The 24,202-nt window shown below is 34.7% G+C and carries 23 protein-coding genes and 1 tRNA gene; 9 read left to right on the top strand and 15 right to left on the bottom strand.

All coding sequences use genetic code 11. The features are described from left to right. Positions 1–7 precede the first annotated feature (7 nt). The 8 genes from ACRHOC_RS03415 to pdxA form a co-directional block, all read right to left on the bottom strand. Positions 8–457, bottom strand: a complete 450-nt coding sequence (locus tag ACRHOC_RS03415; RefSeq protein ID WP_431157118.1) for a 3-oxoacyl-ACP synthase — start codon at positions 455–457, stop codon at positions 8–10. Continuing rightward, positions 454–1,569: an NAD(P)/FAD-dependent oxidoreductase gene (locus ACRHOC_RS03410; protein ID WP_431157117.1), complete on the bottom strand. Its 1,116-nt coding sequence runs from the start codon at positions 1,567–1,569 to the stop codon at positions 454–456. The genes ACRHOC_RS03415 and ACRHOC_RS03410 overlap by 4 nt, the downstream gene beginning before the upstream one ends. A gap of 37 nt (positions 1,570–1,606) precedes the next feature. After that, the gene (accC, locus tag ACRHOC_RS03405; RefSeq protein WP_431157116.1) at positions 1,607–2,959 is read right to left on the bottom strand and encodes an acetyl-CoA carboxylase biotin carboxylase subunit; all 1,353 of its coding nucleotides are present in this window, start codon (positions 2,957–2,959) and stop codon (positions 1,607–1,609) included. 82 nt (positions 2,960–3,041) lie between these two features. Further along, a complete protein-coding gene (gene accB / locus ACRHOC_RS03400) occupies positions 3,042–3,527 on the bottom strand; it encodes an acetyl-CoA carboxylase biotin carboxyl carrier protein (RefSeq protein ID WP_431157115.1) in 486 nt (161 codons plus the stop codon). 33 nt (positions 3,528–3,560) lie between these two features. Continuing rightward, a complete protein-coding gene (locus ACRHOC_RS03395; RefSeq protein WP_431157114.1) occupies positions 3,561–4,556 on the bottom strand; it encodes a beta-ketoacyl-ACP synthase III in 996 nt (331 codons plus the stop codon). A 178-nt stretch (positions 4,557–4,734) separates the two neighbouring features. Continuing rightward, complete coding sequence (gene rpmF, locus ACRHOC_RS03390; RefSeq protein WP_224477372.1) at positions 4,735–4,938, bottom strand: 50S ribosomal protein L32; 204 nt, start codon at positions 4,936–4,938, stop codon at positions 4,735–4,737. Between the two features lie 8 nt (positions 4,939–4,946). Next, positions 4,947–5,486 carry a YceD family protein gene (locus tag ACRHOC_RS03385; RefSeq protein ID WP_431157113.1) on the bottom strand — a complete coding sequence of 180 codons (540 nt, stop codon included), beginning with the start codon at positions 5,484–5,486 and terminating at the stop codon, positions 4,947–4,949. A 78-nt stretch (positions 5,487–5,564) separates the two neighbouring features. Beyond that, positions 5,565–6,605, bottom strand: coding sequence for a 4-hydroxythreonine-4-phosphate dehydrogenase PdxA (pdxA, locus tag ACRHOC_RS03380; protein ID WP_431157112.1), 1,041 nt, complete (start codon positions 6,603–6,605; stop codon positions 5,565–5,567). A gap of 97 nt (positions 6,606–6,702) precedes the next feature. On the opposite strand from pdxA, the gene ACRHOC_RS03375 reads away from it, so the two are divergent. Then, complete coding sequence (locus ACRHOC_RS03375) at positions 6,703–7,293, top strand: riboflavin synthase (protein WP_431157110.1); 591 nt, start codon at positions 6,703–6,705, stop codon at positions 7,291–7,293. On the opposite strand, the gene ACRHOC_RS03370 is transcribed toward ACRHOC_RS03375, so the two are convergent. Then, the gene (locus ACRHOC_RS03370) at positions 7,290–7,358 is read right to left on the bottom strand and encodes a hypothetical protein (RefSeq protein WP_431157442.1); all 69 of its coding nucleotides are present in this window, start codon (positions 7,356–7,358) and stop codon (positions 7,290–7,292) included. The two genes, ACRHOC_RS03375 and ACRHOC_RS03370, sit on opposite strands and share 4 nt — an antisense overlap. On the opposite strand from ACRHOC_RS03370, the gene ACRHOC_RS03365 reads away from it, so the two are divergent. Then, on the top strand, positions 7,357–7,509 hold the full coding sequence (locus ACRHOC_RS03365) for a hypothetical protein (RefSeq protein ID WP_431157455.1): 153 nt from the start codon (positions 7,357–7,359) through the stop codon (positions 7,507–7,509). The genes ACRHOC_RS03370 and ACRHOC_RS03365 overlap by 2 nt on opposite strands. Before the next feature lie 187 nt (positions 7,510–7,696). Here ACRHOC_RS03365 and ACRHOC_RS03360 read toward each other — a convergent pair. After that, positions 7,697–7,770 (bottom strand) — tRNA-Ile (locus ACRHOC_RS03360). Between the two features lie 84 nt (positions 7,771–7,854). Further along, positions 7,855–8,259, bottom strand: coding sequence for a methylmalonyl-CoA epimerase (mce, locus tag ACRHOC_RS03355; protein ID WP_431157109.1), 405 nt, complete (start codon positions 8,257–8,259; stop codon positions 7,855–7,857). A gap of 106 nt (positions 8,260–8,365) precedes the next feature. On the opposite strand from mce, the gene rbfA reads away from it, so the two are divergent. Next, a complete protein-coding gene (gene rbfA / locus ACRHOC_RS03350; protein ID WP_431157108.1) occupies positions 8,366–8,758 on the top strand; it encodes a 30S ribosome-binding factor RbfA in 393 nt (130 codons plus the stop codon). 69 nt (positions 8,759–8,827) lie between these two features. Then, complete coding sequence (locus ACRHOC_RS03345) at positions 8,828–9,961, top strand: ABC transporter permease (protein WP_431157107.1); 1,134 nt, start codon at positions 8,828–8,830, stop codon at positions 9,959–9,961. Here the strand turns inward: ACRHOC_RS03345 and dusB are convergent, their stop codons facing one another. Genes dusB through ACRHOC_RS03330 form a run of 3 tightly spaced genes read right to left on the bottom strand, consistent with a single transcriptional unit; the run spans position 9,962 to position 13,428 of the window. Next, positions 9,962–10,954: a tRNA dihydrouridine synthase DusB gene (gene dusB / locus ACRHOC_RS03340; protein WP_431157106.1), complete on the bottom strand. Its 993-nt coding sequence runs from the start codon at positions 10,952–10,954 to the stop codon at positions 9,962–9,964. Between the two features lie 44 nt (positions 10,955–10,998). After that, a complete protein-coding gene (locus ACRHOC_RS03335; RefSeq protein WP_431157105.1) occupies positions 10,999–12,147 on the bottom strand; it encodes a hypothetical protein in 1,149 nt (382 codons plus the stop codon). Between the two features lie 36 nt (positions 12,148–12,183). Further along, positions 12,184–13,428 (bottom strand): M28 family peptidase, encoded by a 1,245-nt coding sequence (locus ACRHOC_RS03330; protein WP_431157104.1) that lies wholly within the window; start codon positions 13,426–13,428, stop codon positions 12,184–12,186. A gap of 61 nt (positions 13,429–13,489) precedes the next feature. On the opposite strand from ACRHOC_RS03330, the gene ACRHOC_RS03325 reads away from it, so the two are divergent. Continuing rightward, on the top strand, positions 13,490–14,602 hold the full coding sequence (locus tag ACRHOC_RS03325) for a TolB family protein (protein WP_431157103.1): 1,113 nt from the start codon (positions 13,490–13,492) through the stop codon (positions 14,600–14,602). On the opposite strand, the gene ACRHOC_RS03320 is transcribed toward ACRHOC_RS03325, so the two are convergent. Then, entirely contained in the window at positions 14,599–17,013 is a 2,415-nt protein-coding gene (locus ACRHOC_RS03320; protein WP_431157102.1) for a TonB-dependent receptor domain-containing protein, read from the bottom strand. The two genes, ACRHOC_RS03325 and ACRHOC_RS03320, sit on opposite strands and share 4 nt — an antisense overlap. A gap of 152 nt (positions 17,014–17,165) precedes the next feature. Between ACRHOC_RS03320 and lepA the strand changes: the two genes are divergently transcribed. The 4 genes from lepA (at position 17,166) to ACRHOC_RS03300 (ending at position 24,132) form a co-directional block, all read left to right on the top strand. Next, the gene (lepA, locus tag ACRHOC_RS03315) at positions 17,166–18,962 is read left to right on the top strand and encodes a translation elongation factor 4 (protein WP_431157101.1); all 1,797 of its coding nucleotides are present in this window, start codon (positions 17,166–17,168) and stop codon (positions 18,960–18,962) included. Between the two features lie 46 nt (positions 18,963–19,008). After that, positions 19,009–19,641: a response regulator gene (locus ACRHOC_RS03310; RefSeq protein WP_431157100.1), complete on the top strand. Its 633-nt coding sequence runs from the start codon at positions 19,009–19,011 to the stop codon at positions 19,639–19,641. Next, positions 19,622–21,433, top strand: coding sequence for a sensor histidine kinase (locus ACRHOC_RS03305; protein ID WP_431157099.1), 1,812 nt, complete (start codon positions 19,622–19,624; stop codon positions 21,431–21,433). Before ACRHOC_RS03310 ends, ACRHOC_RS03305 begins: the two co-directional genes overlap by 20 nt. Positions 21,434–21,687: 254 nt before the next feature. Next, positions 21,688–24,132 (top strand): T9SS type A sorting domain-containing protein, encoded by a 2,445-nt coding sequence (locus ACRHOC_RS03300; protein ID WP_431157098.1) that lies wholly within the window; start codon positions 21,688–21,690, stop codon positions 24,130–24,132. Positions 24,133–24,202: the final 70 nt, after the last annotated feature.

Here is a 24,202-nt window from a genome sequence, read left to right as displayed (position 1 = left end):
CTTCTTTTTAAATAATTTTTGTGATTGTTATTTTTTCATTTCGAAATAAATAGGTTTGGTCAATGGTTTTACCAACCAAGAGTCTCGCAATAGGTGATGCCATTGATATGGCATAAAATCTTATATCCTCATACAGTAACTCCCCAACACTTGTACTGATAAAATAATTGGCCTTTTCGGTAAATACTATACTACCAAGAGCAACTACATGATTTTCTTTGTTAGGATCAATCTTATTTAAAACTTCAAATTGCTTTTGAATTTCTGCTAATTGCTGTCCTGCTTTTTCTCGTTCTAATTGCAACATTGCCCTGCCTGTTTCGTGCTTGTCGCCAGCCGTGCTTTTAGTCTCCGAAAGTAAAGCAGTTTGAATATCTGAAATAGTGGTTTGAACAACTTTCAGTCTTTCGCTCAAGGTTTCTTGAGTTAAGTTAAAGAGCTTTTGTTTTAAATTCATTCAATTAGATTTGCCAAATCCTTACCCACTATACTACCTATAGCAACACCCATTCCACCAAGTCTTACGCCACAAAATACATTTTTACTAAGAGGTTTAACTATAGATTTTTTTTGGTTTCCTACGCCCATAATACCAGACCACGTATGTTCTATTTCAAACTTTTTATCAGGAATAATGGTTGTCTTTAATAACTCTTCTAGCTTGTCCTGTATTAGTTTTGTTTCACCAAATTCTGCGGTTTCTTCACCTTTAAAATCTAAATTCCGACCACCTCCAAATAGCACTCTATTATCAATATTTCTAAAATAATAAAACCCTCTGTCTAAATGGAAGGTGCCTTTTATTTTAAGGTCATTTATAGGCCTCGTTATAAGTACTTGAGCACGTGCTGGTTGCACATTCTCATTTATTAATTGGCCTGCAAAACCATTAGTGGCTACAAAAACCTTTGAAGACTTATATTGAAATGCATTGGTAACAGTCTGTACTGAATCTATACCATCTTCAATGGCTTTCACATGGCAATTATTCAATACTTTAATACCTGCGTCAGAGACCTTCTTAAGTAAGGACGACATCATTTTACCAGTATCGATTTGGGCTTCAAATTGATTAAAACCTAACTTATTTATGACGTGATTGAATCCAAAAGTATTGTCCTTAAATGAAAATACATCTTCGCCAAACAAAGGCTTTAGAAGCTTGTTTATTCTATCCTTTGAAGCCACGCATTTTTGGTATAGTGCCTCATCTTCATTTAAAAATAATTCATAACCTCCATGAGGTCTATAATCTAAATGTTGATCTCCAAAAGTCTTTCTTAAGAGCGTCAATCCATTAATGCGTTTTGAAACTAATTGAAAAACTTCTTCTTCTGAATGGTGTTCTAAATCATCAATGATTTCGCTAAGGCTGCCAAAACATGCAAAACCAGCATTTTTTGTGCTCGCGCCTTGCGGTAATAAGCCTTTTTCTAAAACAAGAATCTTTGATTTAGGATAGTTTTGTTGTAATTCGAGTGCACAACTCAAACCAACAATACCGCTACCAATTATTGTAAAATCAACATCAGTTAACCACGTTTTTATTTCCCAATAGGATAAATTCATACCATAAAAAAAGCTCCTAAATTTAGGAGCTTTCTATTTAATCTTCAAGATCTTCTTTCATTTTAAAATCTTCCATGAACTTAGTGGTATAATTACCAGCTAAATAATCTGGATGATCCATGAGCTGTCTGTGGAATGGAATGGTTGTCTTTATTCCTTCAATAACGAACTCATCTAACGCACGTTTCATCTTGTTAATTGCCTCTTCTCTAGTTTGAGCTGTTGTAATTAACTTAGCAATCATCGAATCATAATTCGGTGGAATGCTGTAACCAGCATATACGTGAGTATCTAAGCGTACTCCATGTCCGCCTGGTGCATGTAGTGTTGTAATCTTTCCTGGCGAAGGTCTAAAATCATTAAAAGGATCCTCAGCATTAATACGACATTCTATAGAATGTAGGTTTGGTGTGTAGTTCTTTCCTGAAATAGGAACTCCTGCCGCCACCAAAATTTGTTCTCTAATAAGATCAAAATCAATAACCTGCTCAGTAATTGGATGCTCTACCTGAATACGTGTATTCATTTCCATGAAGTAGAAGTTTCTATGCTTATCTACCAAAAACTCAACGGTTCCTGCACCTTCATAATTAATGTATTCTGCTGCTTTAACCGCAGCCTTACCCATCTTATCCCTTAGCTCATCTGTCATAAAAGGAGAAGGTACTTCTTCAGTTAGTTTTTGATGACGTCTTTGTACAGAACAATCACGCTCAGAAAGGTGACATGCTTTTCCTGTAGAATCACCCACAATCTGAATTTCTATATGACGTGGTTCTTCAATCAGTTTTTCCATGTACATGTCGTCGTTACCAAATGCAGCTTTAGATTCTGTCTTGGCAGATTCCCAAGCGCCTTGTAAATCTTCTGGTTTCCATACGGCACGCATACCTTTTCCACCACCTCCTGCAGAAGCTTTTAGCATTACCGGATATCCCATATCCTTTGCTAATTTCTCACACTCCTCGAAGGACTCAATAACACCATCACTTCCTGGAACACAAGGAACACCAGCCGCTTTCATTGTAGCTTTTGCATTGGCCTTGTCTCCCATTTTTGAAATCATATCTTCAGAAGCTCCAATGAACTTAATACCGTGTTCCTCGCATATCTTAGAGAATTTGGCATTTTCTGATAAGAATCCATAACCAGGATGAATAGCATCGGCATTCGTTATCTCTGCTGCCGCAATGACATTAGACATTTTTAAATAGGATTCACTACTTGGTGCTGGACCAATACAAACCGCTTCATCTGCGAATTTAACGTGTAAACTGTCTGCATCTGCTGTAGAATATACTGCAACAGTCTTTATTCCCATTTCCTTACAGGTTCTAATAACACGTAATGCTATTTCACCTCTATTGGCAATTAATATTTTTTTGAACATAACTTTTCGTTTAAAAATTCAATTTCCAAACACCAAATTCCAAATTACTGGTTTTGGATTTGTGGATTGGAATTTTCAATTGTTATGAAGGGTCAACCAAGAATAATGGTTGATCAAATTCAACTGGAGATGAGTCATCTACAAGTACCTTAACGATTTTACCTGTTACTTCAGATTCAATTTCGTTAAATAGCTTCATAGCCTCTATCACACACAATACGTCACCTTCTTTAACTTCAGACCCAACCTCAACAAACACTGGTTTGTCTGGAGACGGCTTACGATAGAAGGTTCCTATTATTGGTGATTTTATAGTGATATATTTAGAATCGTCGCTTGTTGGTGCTGGTGCACTAGGTGCCTCAGGTGCTGCTGGTGCTGGTGCTGGTGCAACAGGTTGCGCTACAACTGGTGCTGCTGCTTGAACAGGGACTTGTTGTACAATAGTTGTCTCATTTTCCGAGCCAGTCTTAATAGTGATTTTTACGTCATCCATCTCTAGCTTAACCTCACTGGCGCCAGACTTGGCAACAAATTTAATTAAGTTCTGAATTTCCTTTAAATCCATAGTATTTAGAATTTGTGTTAGTTAGTTTAAAAGTTAAGAATTGTAAGCCCATTTAAAATAAATCGAGCCCCAAGTAAAACCACCTCCAAAGGCGGCGAAAATAATATTATCTCCCTTTTTTAATTGAGATTCATAATCATATAAAAGAAGTGGTAAAGTCGCAGATGTTGTATTTCCATATTTCTGGATATTCATCATCACTTTTTCATCTTCTAAATTTATACGTTGTGCTGTTGCATCAATAATCCTTTTATTGGCCTGATGTGCTGCTAACCAAGATATATCTTCATTAGTAAGATTATTACGTTTCAAAATACGTTCAGCTACATCTGCCATATTAAAGACCGCATTTTTAAATACTGTACGACCATCCTGGAACACATAATGCTTCCCTTCTTTGAAAGTGTTTTCATTTATTGGATATGAAGAACCACCATAAGTAGCCTGAAGAAATTCTCTTCCTTCACCATTACTTCTTAAAATTTCATCCTGTAATCCGAGCCCTTCGTTATTTGGTTCAAATAATACTGCTCCTGCACCATCTCCAAAAATTATGCATGTGGCACGATCTTCATAATTAATAAATGATGAATTTTTATCTGCACCTATAAGTAACACTTTTTTATATCGGCCAGATTCTATGTATGCAGCTGCAGTTGACATTCCGAAAAGGAAACTAGAACATGCAGCCTCTAAATCATAAGAGAATGCATTAACAGCACCTATCTCGGTCGCTGTATAAGCTGCAGTTGAAGCTGCTTTCATATCTGGAGTTGCAGTAGAAACAATTACTAGGTCTATTTCTTTAGGATCTAGGTTTGTTTTTTGGAGAAGATCTTCTGCTGCTTTAATCGCTAAAAACGAGGTGCCTTTGCCTTCTTCTTTAAGGATTCTGCGCTCCTTTATTCCTGTTCTAGTGGTAATCCACTCATCATTGGTGTCTACCATTGTTTCAAGAATTTTGTTCGATAAAACAAAATCCGGTAAATAGCCTCCTACAGCTGTAATTGCTGCCGTGATTTTACTCATTATTAGCTTTTAGATTAATTAAAAGTATCGAAAAAAGGTAAAAACCGACCATTTTAAACCATTTTTCGGCATTTTTTGGCAAATAATTATGCAAATTAAGTAGTTTTTGCCCTATTCAGAAAATTTAAATAAAAAAAACGCTCACAAGTGAGCGTTTTATTATATGCGTGCATAATAGTTATGCTAAATTCTCTTCTTCAGAAGTGCTGTCTATTAAAACCTGACCTCTGTAATATAGCTTACCTTCGTGCCAATGAGCTCTGTGGTATAAGTGTGGCTCACCAGTTGTTGGGCAAGTAGCTATTTGAGGTACAGAAGCTTTATAATGCGTTCTTCTTTTGTCTCTTCTTGTTCTTGATATTTTACGTTTAGGATGTGCCATTTTAAATGTTATTTATCCGTTAATAGTTTTTTTAAATTATTCCAGCGAGGATCAATATCCTCTGATGTTCTCGAGTCATCGCTCATCTTTGGGCTTAACTCTTCTAATTTTGATAAAATTTCAGACTTCAAGGTACCGTCTTCTATTCCTGGATGCACGCGTTTTGCAGGTACAGCCAAAATTATAAGTTCATATACGTATTGTGCTACATTAATTTCATATTCACCATGAGGTACAATAAGGATATCTTCATTATCATCGTTGTAAGCCTCACCAAACTTTACGACAAGTTTAAACTCATCTGAAATCGCTTGGTTGTATGGTTCATTTGTTAAATCACAATTGACATTAACATCACCTTCTGCAGAAAAAAACAACTCTAATAGTGTTGTTTTTTTCAAAAACTTAAGGTCAACCTTTACGTTAACATCATTGAACTCATTATAATCAAAATTCTTAAAGAACGTATTATCTATTTGATAATCAAAATGGTGTTCTCCAACTTTTAATCCCGTGAACGGAATATTATATGCTTTCAATGCCTTCATTACCCACTCATTTTGAGCCTGCAAATATATAAATTTATTGTTTATTTCACCCTAGATATTAACAAAAAATGTTTATATCTATTTTGAAGCCTTTTCCAATGGATTTGCGCTGTATTGTTTATGCACATTTCTGTTTCGGAAAACTTGGATTGCTGTATCTATAGCATGCTTAAAAGAACTTTCATCTGCTTGGCCTTTGCCTGCAATTTCAAACGCAGTACCATGGTCTGGTGAAGTCCTTACTCTATTAAGGCCAGCCGTATAATTAACACCTTCACCAAAAGCCAAGGTTTTAAATGGAATTAAGCCTTGGTCGTGGTAGGATGCAATTATAGCATCAAATGCTTTGTAGGTATTAGACCCAAAAAAGCTATCTGCAGAGTATGGACCATATACTAGAGCGCCTTCATTTCTTATTTTCTCCAAAGTGGGTCTTAGCACTTCATCGTCTTCCTTTCCAATAACACCATTATCGCCAGCATGTGGGTTAATAGCGAGTACAGCAACTCTTGGTTTGGAAATAGCAAAATCTTGTTTAAGAGACAATAAGACCGTATTTAGTTTTTCTCGAATTAGGGTCTCATTAATATGCTCAGAAGCCTCTTTTAAAGGTATATGATCTGTTAATAAGCCCACGCGTAAACCGTTTGACACCATAAACATAAGGCTATTGCCCTCTAGTTCTTGTGCTAAATAATCTGTATGACCAGGGAAGTTAAACTGATCGGATTGAATATTGTGCTTATTTATTGGTGCAGTTACTAAAACATCTATCTTCTCTTCTTTTAAAGCCTTAGTTGCTGACTGAAGTGATTTAATGGCATAAGCTCCAATCTTTGGATTGGTTTTGCCAAATTCTATTTTTACAGGTTCCTTCCAAACATTAACAACATTAACTTTCCCATGAACAATACGGTCAGGACTGTCTATGTTGAAAAAATTAATCTTACTATTAAAGTGATTTTTGAAAAATTGCATGGTTTTCCCTGATGCAAAAACAACAGGTGTATTAAGCTCTAACATTCTAGAATCCTCATAGGTTTTTATGATAATTTCCGGACCTATACCGTTAAGGTCTCCAATAGAAATTCCTACGATTATCTTTTCCTCTCTTTTCATCTTATTTGAATATCCTATTTTTTTATTAAAATTAATAATGGATTTGCACCTTGTGTTTAACTTTGCGACTACAAATTTAAATAAATAAAGGACAACCATGTTTACTGGCATAATAGAGGATTTAGGAACTGTTAATGATATAAACCAAGAAGGCAGTAATCTGCATTTTACCATCACTAGTACCGTCACGCACGAATTAAAAATTGATCAAAGTGTTGCGCACAATGGTGTTTGTCTTACAGTCGTTGCAATAGACAATAATGAATACGTTGTTACGGCAATTCAAGAGACCTTAGACAAAACTAATTTAGGAACCTTAAAGACTGGTGATACCATTAATCTAGAGCGCGCCATGAAACTAGGAGATCGGTTAGATGGGCATATTGTACAGGGGCACGTGGATCAAACTGCTACCTGTACAAGAGTTAAAGAAGAGGATGGTAGTTGGTATTTTACATTTGAATATGATCCGGCTTTAAGTAACGTAACTATCGAAAAAGGATCTATAACTGTAAATGGTGTAAGCCTTACTGTAGTAAATTCTAAGTTAAATGAATTTTCTGTGGCCATCATCCCTTACACTTACGAACATACTACATTTAAAAATCTAAAAGCTGGAGACGAAGTCAACCTTGAATTCGACGTGATTGGAAAATATGTAAAACGCTTAAATGAGCTTAGAAATTAAGCTTTTTGATTTGAAATTTGGAGGCTCTTATATATTCCGAAAGCCACAGCAATACTAAAAAGAATGAATAATCCACCATCTATTGGAAGACCTGGTGGTGGAGGTGGTGTTGGAGGCGGAGGTGTCCCTCCCTGTGCCATAGACAAAAAGCCTATGAGAGAAAATAAGATTGAGGCTAACATATTTTTATTCTCCATATTGCTATTAACGCTGTAAAAGTAACAAAAAAACCGGGCTAACAAAACTAATCATAACAAAAAACGTCTTTTAACGGCAAATATTATCGACGAAGTGCTAAAATTTGATAGGGAAATAACCCTTCAAAAATCATGAAATAGACATAATTATCTAATAAGATGACATATTTTAAAACAAAAAAACCCTTCATTTGAAGGGTTTTTTGTGGTCCCACCTGGGCTCGAACCAGGGACTTTCTGATTATGAGTCAGATACTCTAACCAACTGAGTTATAGGACCTATTGGCAAAGCCAATCACTTTATCTCTAAAGAGTCTGCAATATTACTATATATTTTAATACTCTACAAGAAAAAAAAATCAATTTAATCCTCGATATCCTGGCATAATTCTACCAAAACTCCATTTGTGGACTTTGGGTGTAGAAAGGCAATAATTTTATTATCTGCTCCTTTTTTTGGCACTTCATGAATCATTTTAAATCCATTTGATTTTAAGCGTTCTATTTCAGCATGTATATCATCAACCGCAAAGGCAATATGATGAATCCCTTCACCTTTTTTTTCAATGAACTTTGCAATTGGGCTATCTTCATTAGTGGCTTGTAGTAACTCTATTTTATTAGGTCCTGCCTTAAAAAATGAAGTTTTCACACCTTCGCTTTCCACTGCTTCTATTTTATAATGTGGCTTATCAAATAACATTGCAAATAGCGCATTTGAAGCATCAATGTCTTTAACCGCAATACCAATGTGTTCTATTTTTTTCATTAAATCAATTTTTAGTTCTCGAAATAACGCAATAACTAGCGTTATAAAACATGATTTTTGTTAGATAAAAATACTATTATCTTTAAATATCATCTACTTTTGCACTATGGAAAGTAATAGGCAGAAAAAAATAGGAACCGTACTTCAGCAAGATCTAGTTGACGTACTTCAACGCGCAGCGTCAGAAGGCGGTCTTAGAGGAGTTATTATTTCTGTAAGCAAAGTTAGTGTTACTGTAGACTTATCTATTGCCAAAGTGTATCTAAGTATATTTCCCAACAATGAGGCGCAAAAGCTTTTAGAAGGTATAAGATCTAATACGCCTTTAATTAGACACGAACTGTCCCAGCGTACAAGACACCAACTAAGACGCATGCCACAGCTTGAGTTTTTTATAGATGATTCTTTAGAATATATTGATGGTATTGAACGTTCTCTAGAGGGTGGTGATAACCCTTTAGATAATCCTGATTTGTTAGGAAAGCGTAAAAAATCTTAAGTGAATTTTCCTTTATATATAGCTAAACGATACCTTTTTTCTAAAAGTAGCAACAACGCTATTAACATTATGACCTTAATTGCTTCTGGTGGTGTTATAATTGCGTCAGCGGCACTTTTTATAGTCTTATCTGTTTTTGCAGGTCTTAAAGATTTTAGCCTTCAATTTTCTTCGTTCGTAGATCCAGACATTAAACTCTTACCAAGTAGTGGTAAATCTTTTGAATTTACTGAAGAAGCTGTTTTAGTACTAAATAATATTGATGGTATTGAAGCTTCATCATTCATTATTGAAGAACGAGTTATTATTAAATCTGAAAATAAAAATCTATTGGCTACACTTAAGGGTGTAGACCCAAATTATTTAAGTGTTACACATGTAGACTCTATGCTGTCTAGAGGGAATTGGATTGAAGAAGGGAGTAACGATGTTGTTTCGGGTTGGGGAATCTCAAATAATTTATCTTTTGGTGTATTTGATTACTTAAAACCCTTATCGCTTTATGTACCTAAACCAGGTAAAGGTCAGTTTAGTTCATTAAAGGGTGCTTATAATTCAATTTATGTGAATAATGTTGGCCTATTTGATATCAATGAGGAGTTAAACAATGAATTTATCTATGCTGATATTTCTGCTGCCAAATCACTGTTAAACTATAATGACAATCAGTATTCTGCGATAGAGTTAAAGCTTACCGATAACTCGAAAGAAGCTCAAGTAAAATCGGAAATTGAAAGGCTTTATCCTTCAAAATTTATAATGAAAAACAGAGAGCAACTCAATGACGCGCTTTATAAAATGCTCAATACTGAAAACCTAGCGATTTACTTAATATTTACCTTAGTAATTATAATAGCACTTTTTAATGTGATTGGTGCAATAATTATGATGATCTTGGATAAAAAGAAATCCCTTAGTACGTTATTTAATTTAGGTGTAGAAACAAAATCAATAAAGTCTATCTTCTTCTTTCAAGGAAGTTTAATGACAATTTTAAGCGGTATTGTTGGTGTACTTTTGGGTCTTGTGATCGTTTTTCTTCAGCAACAGTTTGATTTGGTTATGCTCACACCAGAGCTACCTTATCCAGTTCGCCTTAAACTTATCAATGTTTTAATTGTAGTGGCAACGTTATTTATTCTAGGTATAGTGGCGTCTAGAATTGCGTCCCAACGCATAAATAGAGAATTAATTAGTTCCTAATTAAACGAACTGATAGTAAGAGAATTTTTCTAAAACCTCATCGAAAGCAGCGAATACATCTTCTGAATGGTCGCTTGTTACCATTTTCATTCTATACTCCTTAAAGTTTGGTATCCCCTTAAAATAATTGGTATAATGTCGTCGAGTTTCGAAAACACCTAATTTCTCACCTTTCCAATCAATCGACATTTGTAAATGACGCCTTGCAGCCTCAACACGTTCCTTCAATGAAATTGGAGGTAAATGTTCTCCAGTATTAAAATAGTGCTTAACCTGTTTAAAAAACCAAGGGTTCCCAATGGACGCTCTTCCAATCATAGCGCCATCTAAACCGTATTCGTCACGCATTTCTGCAGCACGTTCTGGAGTATTCACATCACCATTGCCAAATACAGGAATATGCATTCTTGGATTGTTCTTTACTGCGGCAATGGGTTTCCAATCTGCATTTCCTTTATACATTTGAGCTCTTGTCCGCCCATGAATTGCAATTGACTTTATACCTACATCTTGTAGCCTTTCTGCGACCTCAACAATTTTAATAGAATCGTGGTCCCAGCCTAGACGTGTTTTAACTGTAACTGGTAGGTTAGTCCGTTTAACCATTTCCGCTGTAAGCTTCTCCATTAAACAAATATCCTTAAGAATACCAGCGCCAGCACCTTTGGACACCACTTTCTTTACTGGACATCCAAAGTTTATATCTATAATATCAGGATTTGATTTTTCAACAATATCTATGGTCTGAAGCATACTATCCATATTGGCTCCAAATATTTGGATACCGACTGGCCTTTCTTTTTCATAAATATCGAGTTTCATAACGCTTTTCGTAGCGTTGCGAATAAGGCCTTCGCTCGAAACAAACTCAGTATATACAACGTCTGCACCTTGCTCTTTACATAAGGCTCTAAAGGGAGGGTCGCTAACATCCTCCATAGGTGCTAACAGTAATGGAAAGTCTCCTAATTCTATGTCACCGATTTTAACCAAGGCTCAAATTTTTTTTGCAAAACTAAGGTTTTTTAAAACACCTATTAATAATTTACATCTACAATCCCAACGGACAAGGTGAGCTCATCGCCTTGTGCGCTTGCGACAGTACCCTCAAATACAGCATTAAACGAAAAATTACTACTAATTAAGGTGTTAAATCTAAAGTTGTTCACACCTGGGTAAGAAGGAAAATAATCAACACCATCTACCTTTATTACAAAATTTATAAAAGTATCTATACCAGTTACATACTCAGGAACCTCAAAAGAAATACTGTGGTTGCCAAATAAAGACGCGCCATAAACAGAAATTACCTCGTTGGAATAAGATATGGTTTTGTTAGCAAAATCAATATTTTGGAGCCCTGCGGTTACTCTTAATACATCTGCCGACAACAGACCACAATTGCCTAATTGATTAATAATGTCGTTTAAACTTCCATCTGGGTCTCCACATTGTAAAATTTGATCTTCTAAAGCTCTTCTATAATCAAGGCATAGTTGAATGTCTTGATTACTCGCATTATATGCAATTTCTGCTTCTCGTGTTGCGTCTCTGAGAGCGCAACTAAATATGGTAAAATCTTTAGTCCAAACAGAAGTTGTTCTCTTTACAATTGTGGTTCCATTTGGTAATGAAATATCTGAACTTGTGAGTACTTCATCTTGTATAATAAACAATGTCTCTCCGTTTTCCGAAATTTCATAACTATGGCTTTGTCCTCCTAATAAATGAATCGTATTAGGTTCCTGCGTGGTAATATCAAAGAATGGTTCTTCTATCGACAACTGGTTGTTATCAACTGTATAATCATATATTTCATCTACATCTGAGTTTGTGTAGAAATTGCTTGTTTGTTCTATTCCGTCAACCTTAACTCTTACGTTATAGGTATAATCACCTCTAATCTTTAAATTATCATCATCGAAGATGACATATAGGTCTGTAGCGATATTAAAAACGCGTGTTTCTGTAACTGAGGACTGATCTTGGTCTCCCGGAATATAAGATACTTCAGAATTAAATTCAACTAGTTGCCATTGACCAAGTATCCTCGGGTTAAAACTCAAGGTACTGATATCAAAGTCTACAGGTTCGTTATCACAACTAATTGATGACAACAAAACAAGCAGACAGCAACATAGTGTAGCTATCTTTTTCATTTGAAGAAAAGCAATCTTTTTCTTCAAATTTAAATAAAAAATAGATTATGGATATGGTTAAGATTAGAACTTAACCTTGGTTTCGATTTTCTCTCCATCTCGCGTGATGGTAATTTCTGCTTCATCTCCATTGTCAAAAACAGACAATGCTCTCATATAACTCATCATATCGGTAACAGTACTGTCTCCTAATTTTACAACAATATCACCCTTTATAATCCCAGCATTAAAAGCAGGCGTGTCTTCGCGTGTACCATCTATTCTCATTCCTTCACCATCAAACAAATAGTCGGGAACAACACCTAAACCCACCTTAAAACGAGGTGTTTCTTCACTTTCATTTTTAGTCTTTCTAAATGCAAGTTCACCATTATCATTCAGGTCACTAATAATCTCATATATATAATCAGAAATTAAGTTCATCCCTTCATAGTTCAATTTATCAGCATCATCGCTCGGCTTATGATAGTCTTCATGCTGGCCTGTAAAAAAATGTAGCACTGGAACATCGATAAGATAAAAAGAAGTATGGTCGCTTGGTCCCACACCACTTTCATTTTCAACTAACCTAAATTTTTCATTATTAGCTTTAATGGTCTGCTTAAAAATAGGCGAGGTACCTACACCATAAACCGCTAACGTACTATCTGCTTTCATCCTCCCAACCATATCCATATTAATCATGTAATTAATAGATTCCGCATCAATTGTTGGGTTTTTAGAAAAGTAATTTGAACCTAACAGGCCCATTTCCTCACCTGAAAAGGCCATGAATAAATAATTATTCTTGTCTTTTATTTCAGCGTTAAGGTTTCTTACGTTTAAGCGATCTGCTAGATTGAGCATAATGGCCACACCACTAGCATTATCGTCCGCACCATTATGTACAGCTTTTTCCTCACCTCTAAATAAGGATCCTTCTCCACCATAACCCAAGTGATCATAATGAGCACCAATGATGATTGTAGTTTCAGCCTTATTATCTATATAACCAACAACATTGTTTCCTGTAATCGTATTATCAGCATTCTTTGTAAACTCCACCTCCTTATGTGGATCTGTTTTAGGTTTAAATGAAAACGATTGTAAAAAGCCATTGGTTCCTTTTGGGCTTATACCCATCTCTTTAAATCTTGAAACAATATAGTCTGCTGCCTTTATTTCACCTTCGGTACCTGTTTGGCGTCCTTCAAGTTTATCGTCTGCCAAGAACCCAACATCATCTTTGATTTTATTTGTTGCTACCTTAGGTTCATTTTTGCAAGTCCATAAACCAACTAAAACCAATAAAAACAATAATTTTCTCATAATGATGCCTTATTTTTACCCAAAATTAGGCATTAAATGCCACTTATAATAATTGTTAAACATGAATAGATTTGTTGCTTTACTGCTTATTTTATTTGCTTTTTCAGCCTGTAAAAACGATTCTTCAAACAATACTGACTCTACTCCTGAAAACAAGTTAAGTACAGCAGATCAAAATCCGCTTATTTATCCTGAAGAGACACATTTTAAATCACTTCGCCAAGTAACATTTGGAGGTGATAATGCAGAAGCATATTGGAGTTTTGATGATAAGCAACTCGTTTTTCAATCTAACAATGCAAAATGGAATGTTGGGTGCGACCAAATGTTTTTAATGAATTTTGAGGAAACCTTCACGGACAGTATTGCACCTCCAATGCTGAGTACTGGCAAAGGCAGAACCACGTGTTCTTATTTTCTACCAGATAATAAGCATATTATTTATGCCTCTACACATCTTAAACAAGATGAATGCCCAGAGACTCCTTTGCGAAAAAATGGAAAATATATTTGGCCCATTTACGATAGCTACGACATTTTTGTTGTTGATTTAGAAGGGAATATTGTTAAACAGCTTACTAATGAGGTAGGTTATGATGCAGAACCAACGGTTTCGCCTAAGGGTGATAAAATTGTGTTTACATCTACAAGAAGCGGAGATTTAGAGTTGTATACCATGAATTTGGATGGTTCGGAAGTAACGCAAATCACAGATGAATTGGGTTATGATGGAGGTGCCTTTTTTTCACCAGATGGCACCAAAATTATTTTTAGATCATCACGCCCCAAGACAGATCAAGAAATTAAAGATTATAAAGACTTATTAGCTGAAGGTTTAGTTGAACCTACAGAAATGGAGCTTTATATCTGTAATGCCGATGGCTCTGATTTACGTCAGTTAACTGATTTGGGTAATGCCAATTGGAGTCCATTTTTTCATCCCTCAGGTGACAAAATTTTATTCTCATCTAATTTTGAGGCTGAACGTGGCTTCCCGTTTAATCTATACATGATTGACATTGATGGAAAAAACCTAAAACGTGTTACACATGGGGAAACTTTTGATGCATTTCCTGTCTTCTCAAACAATGGTAAGTATCTGGCATTTTCTTCCAATCGCAATAATGGTGGCGGTAGAGACACCAATTTATTTATAGCAGAGTGGCAAGATTAGTTTAAATCCTTAATTCTAGTGCGTTCTTCCGCATCAGCAGAACGTTCATTTGAAGACAGTTGTGTATTACCAAATTTATAGCGGAACCCTAATCGAACAAAGCGTGTATCAAAATCTAGAAACCTCCTACTGGATTGATTTAGGTAATTAATTGAAGTGTCGAAATCTTGATTGTTGAAAATATCTTCTACCGCCAAACTAATAACCCCCTTTTTATTCATTATCGTTTTTGAAATATTTAAAATAGAAATTAATCTATTTTCAACTGTTTGTAATCGCTGTAAATTTCTGTTAGACCACTCTAAAATAAAATCAATATTTAGGCTATTATCCTCTAATAAAGTGAGGTTGTTGGTGAGGTTGGAATAGTTTGACCATTGCTCTAATTCTACAAATCCATTTCCAAAATCAACCTCTTCAGTTACTTTATAGAATGATGTAAATCCAGAAACATCCCAACTATTTGACAGCCTAAAGTTAAAATCAAGATCAAAACCAAAGTCAACTTTTTTGTCAAGGTTAGTTGGAGTAAACTCTATGATATTGGTTTCATTGTCTTGTCTTGGTAATTCTTCTATTACACCATCATAATCATCATAATAAGCAGAAATTGCAATATTATTAGAAAGGTTTAGGGTTAAAGAATAACTGTCAGTGTAAGACGGGAGGAGGTTGGGATTTCCAAGTACCACCGTATTTTCATTTATAAAAAAGGTGAAAGGATTCAAATTCCTAAAATCTGGGCGCTCAATGCTACGTCTATAATTTCCAACTATTGAAGCTTTTTCAGATATATTGTGTGACAGGCTTAAGTTAGGAAACCAGTTTAAATAGTCTTGAGAATTAATTTGACTTAACGATTCCGAAAAACCTTCAATATTCGTTTGTTCCAGGCGCAATCCAATACTTAAATCCCACTGACTCCATGATTTACTGAAATTAGCATAACCTGCTAAGACTTTTTCGTCATAATTAAAGGCATCAGAGTTAGCGGTGTTCAATACTTCTTGGTCATTGATGATATCAACCCTTGTGATGTCACTATCTGTGTTAACATTCGAATATTTTAAACCTATATCTAGTTTTGAGCTCTCGCTAGGTTCTAAATTATAATCTATCCCTCCATTAATAATTTCTGTGCTTTGGTTGGCGAGAGTATTGAATTCAGAATCATTGATGAACGAGTTATCAGCATCGAAAAAATTGCTAATTACATTTTGTTCCCGTTGGTAGTCATAGGTCGTATAATGACCCTTAAAAGTAATACTAGCCTTTTCATTTAATTGACGGTTAAATATAATATCACTACCAATATTATACTTGTCGTCCCTAGAAAGATTGTCAGCGGTGAATCGAGATTGAAAAACATTATCCGGATTAAAAATATTAGTATTGTTTGCAATATTATATTTGAAATAAGGTGTGTATAATGCAGTTGTGGTAATGCTTAAGGTGTTGTTATCATCAATAAAATAATCGAAATTAAGATTAACATTATGGTTTTGAGATCGAGTATTTCGATTTACATTATATCTCCATATTTCATCAACACCACCAGCCGAATCTAAAAAATTTACATTTTCATCTTGGTCTCTATTTATTTTTCTCTGTGAATAGCTATAATTAAGATTAAGATTTATTTTATTGTTTTTAAAATAATGGCTCATTCCGGCATTATACCTTGGAAAAACACCTTGTGTGTAGTTACCAACGATGGAGCCTCTATATCCCGTTACCAGGTTTTTACTCATCACAATATTTATAACAGAACCACTATCGGCATCATAACTAGATGGCGGGTTTGTGATAACCTCTACAGATTTAATGCTGTTACCAGGTGAATTCTCTAAAAGTTGAATGAGCTCATTTGGTGTGAGTTGTACTCTTCTGTTGTTTATATATACCGTCGCTGGTGCGTTTTTAAAGTTAATACCGCCATCAGATACTATTACTCCAGGAGTACTTCTTAAAACACCAAGCGTTGAATTTTCCACCAAAGCGGTATTTTCAACATTAAAAATTAATCGGTCTGGTTTTCTTAAAACTGTTGGTTTTTTTGCAATAATTTCAACTTCTTGAAGCTCTTGAGTTGATTCCTTTAAAATAATTGTCTTTAAATCCAACACACCTGTTAGAACAATACGTTGCTTAAAATCGTCGAAGCCAATAAAACTTATAACAAGATCATAGGTGTTCTGATTAAGATTATTTATTACGAAATCTCCCTTGTCATCTGTAGACGACCCACTTATAAATGTGCCACTTAAATCATTGACCAAAATGTTTGCAAGTTCAATTGGCTCATTGTTCTTGTCCACAACCCTTCCAGAAATTGAATAGTTCTGTGCAATTGCATAACAAGGACATGCAAAAAATAATGCAAGGAACAGGATTCTGGTAAAGGCTATCATTAGTTAGGTTTGAATCGCAATATAAAGATTGTTTTTTAGAATTAATTGCGGTTTTTGCACAATTCAATTCGGCTTAAATGTACGATATAGTAACGTTTTGAGCATTAAATAATTTATATTTGCATCCAATTTATTGCTATAGAGAAAGATAAATGAAGCACATTCGTAATTTTTGCATTATTGCGCATATTGATCATGGTAAAAGCACACTTGCTGATAGATTGTTAGATTTTACTGGTTCGGTTACAGATAGAGAAAAGCAAGATCAACTATTAGACAATATGGATCTTGAGCGCGAACGTGGTATTACTATAAAATCACACGCCATTCAAATGGAGTATTCCTACAATGGCGAAGACTATATTTTTAATCTTATTGATACGCCTGGCCACGTTGACTTTTCTTATGAAGTGTCTCGTTCTATTGCCGCCTGTGAAGGCGCTTTACTAATAGTTGATGCCGCACAGAGTATTCAAGCACAGACCATTTCAAATCTATATTTAGCATTAGAAAATGATCTAGAAATTATTCCGGTTCTCAATAAAATAGACCTTCCAAGTGCTAACCCTGAAGAGGTAACAGATGATATTGTAGATCTACTTGGCTGCGATCCTTCAGAGGTAATTCCTGCAAGTGGTAAAACAGGGCTTGGAGTAGAAAACATTCTTGAGGCTATTATTGAGCGTATACCAGCTCCAGAAGGAAATGTTGATGAACCATTGCAAGCATTGATATTTGATTCTGTTTATAATCCATTTCGTGGTGTTGAAACTTATTTTAGGGTCATTAATGGGTCTATTAGGAAAGGGCAAAACATTAAGTTTATTAATACAGGTAAAACCTATTTTGCTGATGAAGTAGGAACACTAAAACTAAACCAGGTTCCAAAAACGGAAATAAAGGCTGGCGATGTAGGGTATTTAATAACGGGAATTAAAGATGCTAGGGAGGTTAAGGTTGGAGACACAATAACTGATGCTAAAAATCCAACTACAAATGCTATTGAAGGATTTGAGGATGTTAAGCCAATGGTTTTTGCAGGTATCTACCCTGTTGATACCGAAGATTACGAGGAACTTCGTAACTCTATGGAAAAACTACAATTAAATGATGCGTCTTTGGTTTTTCAACCAGAAAGCTCAGCGGCACTTGGTTTTGGATTTCGATGTGGTTTCTTAGGCATGCTACACCTTGAAATTATTCAAGAACGACTAGAGCGTGAGTTTAACATGACGGTGATAACAACTGTACCAAACGTGAGTTACCATGCTTTTACCAATAAAAATCCAGATGATATTGTAATTGTAAATAATCCATCTGATTTGCCTGAGCCTTCAACTTTAAACCGTGTTGAAGAACCTTTTATAAAAGCTACAATCATAACAAAATCGGATTTTGTTGGTCCGGTAATGAGCCTTTGCATTGAGAAACGTGGCCAAATTACAAATCAAACTTATTTAACTACCGAACGTGTAGAGCTGAGTTTTGACATGCCTTTAGCAGAAATTGTATTTGATTTTTATGACCGCCTAAAAACGGTATCTAAAGGATATGCCTCGTTTGACTATTCGCCAATTGGAATGCGTTCGTCTAAACTAGTACGTGTAGATATTTTATTGAATGCCCAAACAGTAGATGCGCTATCTGCATTAGTGCATGCAGACAATGCCTATACAATTGGAAAAAAGATGACCGAAAAGCTTAAAGAGCTTATTCCGCGTCAACAGTTTGATATTCCTGTGCAAGCAGCAATTGGTGCAAAGATTATTGCTAGAGAGACTATAAAGGCCTTAAGAAAAGACGTAACAGCAAAGTGTTATGGTGGTGATATTTCACGTAAACGTAAACTTCTAGAAAAGCAGAAAAAAGGTAAGAAACGTATGCGCCAAGTTGGAAATGTGGAGATTCCACAACAAGCATTTATGGCGGTATTAAAGCTGAACGACTAAACGTATTTGTTTCTTTTTATTATCTTCAAGGTTGGACTAACCAATTATGGGAAACCAGCCAAATACCATACTTATTTGTGAAGACCATCAAATTGTAATTGATGGCTTGGTATCCATCATTAATAACGATAAAAGCTACAAAGTCGTTGGGGCGGTTAATGATGGTGGATTAGTTGTTCAAGAAATTAAACGATTTCAACCAGACATTATTCTTTTGGACCTCAACCTTCCTAATAAAAATGGGCTTGAATTAATTGGTGAAATAAAAGCGCTAAAACCATCCCCTAAGATTATTGTTTTAACAATGTACAATAACGAAAGCATTGTTAAAAAAGTGAAGCAGAATAATGCTAATGGGTTTTTGTTAAAAAACTGTTCTTCAAATGATCTTCTAACAGCCTTCGATAGTGTGCTCAATAATAATATTTTTTATATGGGTAAAGGCGTTAAAAATGATGTGGTTGAAAATGATGGCTTTTTAGAAAGTATAAAATTAACAAGAAGAGAGCGGGAAATTATTCTAGAACTCTCAAAAGGCTATAATGTTCCAAAAATTGCAAAATTGCTTTTTATCAGTCCTCGCACTGTAGAAACGCATAAGAAGAATATTTTCAAAAAACTAAACATTCACAACTCGATAGATTTGATAAAATTAATCAATGAAAAAAAGCTACTTTGATATACAGGGCGTTTTATCATTAATCTTCTTTCTCCTTTTTTCAACCTTATCAGGAGCACAAGCTTTGCCTCGTGTTATTAATATCTCAGTTGATTTTAAAGAGGTAAGTCTAACCGATTATGGCACAGTTGATCCTGCAAATGCAATGAGGGAAGATTACTTCTACTTTGGATTTGAAAAAAACATCAACACAATTCGTTTTAAAATCAGAAACACCACATCGGTTGAAAAAAGGTTAATCCTTGAGTTGTCTAATGCACTAATTGATGAGGTTTCACTTTTAAAAGGTGGGAATCATAATGAAACAATTTCTAGAACAGGAATAAACTATTCAAAAAAAAGTCGGCCAATAGATAATAGACTTTTTGTATTTGATTTAAATCTTAAACCTAAAGAAATAGCAACATACCACCTTCAACTCAGAAAGGAAAAAGGTAAGCCTTTGGTTACCTCTGTTTATATTAAAAGTGATAATCACTTTTATAAAAAAAGTGCTATTCAATTAGCGTTAATTGGCACTTATTATGGGATTAGTTTGTTATCCGTTTTGTTTAGTCTATTTATTGCCATCTTCCTTAAAAAATATAGCTATATCATCTATGCGTTGTATATTGTTTTTTTAGGTCTTTTTATAAGTTCTTATACAGGATTATTTTCCCTATTTTTTTTAAATGAAGACAGTATTTTTGATAAGTATACCAACTACGTTTTATTTAGTGAGATTTCATTAATGCTTTTTATCATATTCTCTCAAAAAATATTAGAGGCAAAAAACTATATGCCAAGATTAAAAAGGGGAATTGACTTTTTACTCATTACTTTAATCTCAATACGATTAGCTATTCATTTCTTTTTAACAGAATTCTTTAATCAGTATGTTTCGGTTTTTATGAAGCTCTGGTATTTGGTTTTCTTAATTATGGTCGTTCTAATTAGTATTGAAATATTTAAATTCTTTAAAACTAATTTTAAACGTAGCTCACTATTTGCCATAGCCTACGTGTTTATGATTACAGGGGTCTTATTAACCATTCTTTATCATAGTTATGGCCTTATCAACACCATAATTTATGGCTTACCTATAATCTTTTATTCTTCATTTTTAGAAATATTATTTCTCACATTCACGGTAATTTATATGGTAAAAGACATCTATGATGAGAGAAATGTTTTATCTAAAAAGCTAATATTAGAAGAAAAGAAAAACCTCTTTTCATTTGTTAAAGGAGAAGACAAGGAGCGTAAGAGAATTAGTAGAGAATTACACGATAATATAGGAAGCCAATTAGGTTACCTTAGGCGTTTTGTTGATGACAAATTCAATAATACTGAAATAAGTGATGCTTTAGACAATATCTGTAACAATGTTAGGAATTTGTCACATGAAATATCTCCATCAGACCTTAATCTTGTAGGTCTTGAAAATGCAATTAAAGATTTATCATCTAGACTTAATAATCAGACATCTTTAAAAGTTAGTTTTGAGGCTTATGAATTCCCCGAAATAATCAATGAAAACAAAGCCTTACAGATATATAGAGCTATTCAAGAAATTTTTAACAATGTCCTAAAACACTCAAAAGCAAAAAACTTAGACATTCAACTCATTGGTCATGGAGATCATTCTGTTATAACCATTGAAGATGATGGTATTGGGTTTGATAACAGTACTACTAATCTTGGACATGGCTTAAAGAATATAAACCTAAGGATTAATCAAATTGAAGGGTCGGTTGATGTTGATTCCAAGTTAGATAAAGGCACCTCTTTTATTATTTCGTTTCCTAATTAAATTTACCTGACTTCTGGTATTGTTTCTTACTCTTATTACAGCTTAGATTTAAGGTCTAGATAATGTGCTATTAATCAAAATTGATCTAGAATCTTCAAGGTGTATGATTTAAATTGATATATCTTCTCTTGAAGGCAAGGGCTTTAACCTTTGGGTTAAGGCCCTTTATCATTTAATAATATACCAGAGCTCAGGTATTGTCCTAAACCTACCCTGATGTATAGATTTACACTATCAATTTAAAATCATGCATTATGAAAACTAAATTACTTTTTTTCGTGTTTTTGATTCTTTCGATAGAATTGTACTCACAAAACGTATGGACAGGTAACATAAATGATCTATGGTCTAACCCAGATAATTGGACCGGTAATGTTCCTGATGCTTCAGATGACGTTTTAATTCCTACAGGTTTTGCAGTTACCATTGATACACCTGCAGATATAAGGTCAATAGAAGTTCAAGGTAATTCAACCTTAAATGTTACAGAATCTATTACAATTGCCGTAGATTCAGAGTTTGAAGATAACGTGGTAGTTAATTGGTTCTCTGGAGATTTAATTGGACCAGGTGTATTGCTCAATAGCGGTACCATAAATTTAAGCTTTTCTGGTTTTGATTTAAGCGGATCTGTGGTTCTAAACAATCCTGGAGAAATCAATCTCTCTGGCGGTGGAAACATTTTTATTGGTACAGATAGTGTTCTTAATAACTCAGGCACTGGAATTATCGATTTCCAAACAACAGGTTCTGAAATTTCTAATGTAGGTCTTCCTCCAAACACCCTTAATAATCAGGGTGTAATCAAAACCTCTATGCCTAATCCAACTGATATTGCTGCCATAGATGGTTATCTCATCAATACAAGTGGTGTCTTTCAAGTTGATTCTGGAGCACTGAACATTAACACTGTGTCTGCTAACTTTATGGGTGGGCAGTTCAATATTGCCTCAGGAGCATCAATGAACTGGAACGAAACTATTGATGCTACTGGAATATTGACTGGTAACGTACTGGGGGAACTCAACTGGAATAATGACTTAAATATTAACACTACCGTTGAATTTAACTTTACTGGTAATGCTATTATTAATAATACTGGTGGCGATTTAACAGGTGGTGGTACCTTAACTAACACCACAACTTTGGCTCTTGAAAGTGGAAACCTAGCAATCGAAGATGGTTCAACTATAAATAATAATGGTGCTATTACACTTCAAAACAGCAGTGATATATTAATTGACTCAAACGGTACATTCAATAACAATCTTATAGGTGTTATTTCAATTGAGGATAGTGGTTGTAATATTGGTTCTCAAGGAATTGCTGACACGAGTAGATTATTTAATAACCTTGGGACATTAAATGTGACATTGCCAAGTCAATCTGATCAATCTTCAGTAACAATAAACTTAAACAATGATGGAGGGACATTAAATATTAATAACGGTGTATTCAATTTAAATTTTGACGGTCTGGTGCTTAATGGTGGCACCTATAATGTCACTTCTACAGCTGTGCTCGCTTGGGCATTTCCTGTGTCAATATCAGGTGATTTAACAGGTAATCTTGAAGGCAATATATTGTGGGGTGATGACATAAATGTTAATACGTCTGCAACTTTTGACTTTACTGGTTCTGGTACAATTTCATGGAACAGTGGTAATATTGAAGGCGGAGGCGCGCTGACCAATGAAAATGTAATCGTAAAAACATCTGGAGGTACCAAACGAATTAATGGCGGAACAACCTTTAACAATAACGGTGAATTAAGACAAATTGTTGGTGGCACCATTAGCGTTTCAACAGGCTCTGTGTTAAATAATAATTCTGGTGGAGTTATAGATCTACAGGCATCAACTTCAGGGTTTTCAAATTTTGGAGTAGCGCCAAACGTTATAAATAACTCAGGTAATATTCTTAGCAATACCTCTTCAGGAAGTGCCTTTATTAGCGCACAAATAACAAATACAGGAACCATAGAAATTACTCAAAATGCTTTGGTGTTTAATGGGTCTGGCGCATTAACTAACAGTAGCTCTGGAATAATCAAAGGTGTTGGGACATTAACACTGCCTTCTAGTCCTTCAGATTTTATAAATAATGGAATTTTCTCCCCAGGTCTGTCACCAGGCACATTGAGTCTAGTTAATGAATTCAACTCGAGCCCTACATCTATTCTTGAAATTGAAATTAATGGCTCAGTTCAAGGAGTAGATTATGACTTACTGACTATAGATGGTGATGCAAATTTAGATGGAGGTATTGATGTGTCCTTAGGTTTTGCACCTTCTATTAGTGATGAATTTGTAATTCTAAATACGCCTGGATCTGGCGACACTATAGATCTTTGTAATTTACCTTCGTCTACAACCGCTTCCTTTGGAGGGTTTACCTATGAATTTACGATAGCATGTCGAAATTCGGATGAGCTCGTATTAAGTGTTACTGATCAAACACTATCTGACAATAGTAACGAAGTTCTAGAGGCGAAAATTTTTCCTAATCCAACAACTGGTCAATTAACAATCAATGATGAGACCATAAATCATGTTTGGGTATATGATATTAATGGCAGAGAAGTTTTCAAATCAAATGACTTTCAATTCTCTATTGCGAGTCTAAAAGATGGACTTTATTTCATAAAAGCTCAAAACAAAATGGGACATAGCTTCGTACAAAAAGTTATAAAAAATTAGAGAATAATTTTTATTCTATAACTCTAACCTGTTAAGAGGGATACTGGGCTCCCTAACAGCCTGGTGTTTC

It is taken from the genome of Winogradskyella poriferorum (assembly GCF_050618035.1).
Lineage (GTDB): Bacteria > Bacteroidota > Bacteroidia > Flavobacteriales > Flavobacteriaceae > Winogradskyella > Winogradskyella poriferorum_A.
The sequence above is the reverse complement of the archived record's forward strand: the minus strand, read 5'-3'. Positions and strand labels throughout refer to the sequence as shown.

Bases quoted from the DNA above. Each gene is read 5' to 3' on its own strand.
- ACRHOC_RS03415 (WP_431157118.1), bottom strand. From the start codon at position 457: ATGAATTTAAAACAAAAGCTCTTTAACTTAACTCAAGAAACCTTGAGC.
- ACRHOC_RS03410 (WP_431157117.1), bottom strand. From the start codon at position 1,569: ATGAATTTATCCTATTGGGAAATAAAAACGTGGTTAACTGATGTTGAT.
- accC (WP_431157116.1), bottom strand. From the start codon at position 2,959: ATGTTCAAAAAAATATTAATTGCCAATAGAGGTGAAATAGCATTACGT.
- accB (WP_431157115.1), bottom strand. From the start codon at position 3,527: ATGGATTTAAAGGAAATTCAGAACTTAATTAAATTTGTTGCCAAGTCT.
- ACRHOC_RS03395 (WP_431157114.1), bottom strand. From the start codon at position 4,556: ATGAGTAAAATCACGGCAGCAATTACAGCTGTAGGAGGCTATTTACCG.
- rpmF (WP_224477372.1), bottom strand. From the start codon at position 4,938: ATGGCACATCCTAAACGTAAAATATCAAGAACAAGAAGAGACAAAAGA.
- ACRHOC_RS03385 (WP_431157113.1), bottom strand. From the start codon at position 5,486: ATGAAGGCATTGAAAGCATATAATATTCCGTTCACGGGATTAAAAGTT.
- pdxA (WP_431157112.1), bottom strand. From the start codon at position 6,605: ATGAAAAGAGAGGAAAAGATAATCGTAGGAATTTCTATTGGAGACCTT.
- ACRHOC_RS03375 (WP_431157110.1), top strand. From the start codon at position 6,703: ATGTTTACTGGCATAATAGAGGATTTAGGAACTGTTAATGATATAAAC.
- ACRHOC_RS03365 (WP_431157455.1), top strand. From the start codon at position 7,357: ATGAATAATCCACCATCTATTGGAAGACCTGGTGGTGGAGGTGGTGTT.
- mce (WP_431157109.1), bottom strand. From the start codon at position 8,259: ATGAAAAAAATAGAACACATTGGTATTGCGGTTAAAGACATTGATGCT.
- rbfA (WP_431157108.1), top strand. From the start codon at position 8,366: ATGGAAAGTAATAGGCAGAAAAAAATAGGAACCGTACTTCAGCAAGAT.
- ACRHOC_RS03345 (WP_431157107.1), top strand. From the start codon at position 8,828: ATGACCTTAATTGCTTCTGGTGGTGTTATAATTGCGTCAGCGGCACTT.
- ACRHOC_RS03330 (WP_431157104.1), bottom strand. From the start codon at position 13,428: ATGAGAAAATTATTGTTTTTATTGGTTTTAGTTGGTTTATGGACTTGC.
- ACRHOC_RS03325 (WP_431157103.1), top strand. From the start codon at position 13,490: ATGAATAGATTTGTTGCTTTACTGCTTATTTTATTTGCTTTTTCAGCC.
- ACRHOC_RS03320 (WP_431157102.1), bottom strand. From the start codon at position 17,013: ATGATAGCCTTTACCAGAATCCTGTTCCTTGCATTATTTTTTGCATGT.
- lepA (WP_431157101.1), top strand. From the start codon at position 17,166: ATGAAGCACATTCGTAATTTTTGCATTATTGCGCATATTGATCATGGT.
- ACRHOC_RS03310 (WP_431157100.1), top strand. From the start codon at position 19,009: ATGGGAAACCAGCCAAATACCATACTTATTTGTGAAGACCATCAAATT.
- ACRHOC_RS03305 (WP_431157099.1), top strand. From the start codon at position 19,622: ATGAAAAAAAGCTACTTTGATATACAGGGCGTTTTATCATTAATCTTC.
- ACRHOC_RS03300 (WP_431157098.1), top strand. From the start codon at position 21,688: ATGAAAACTAAATTACTTTTTTTCGTGTTTTTGATTCTTTCGATAGAA.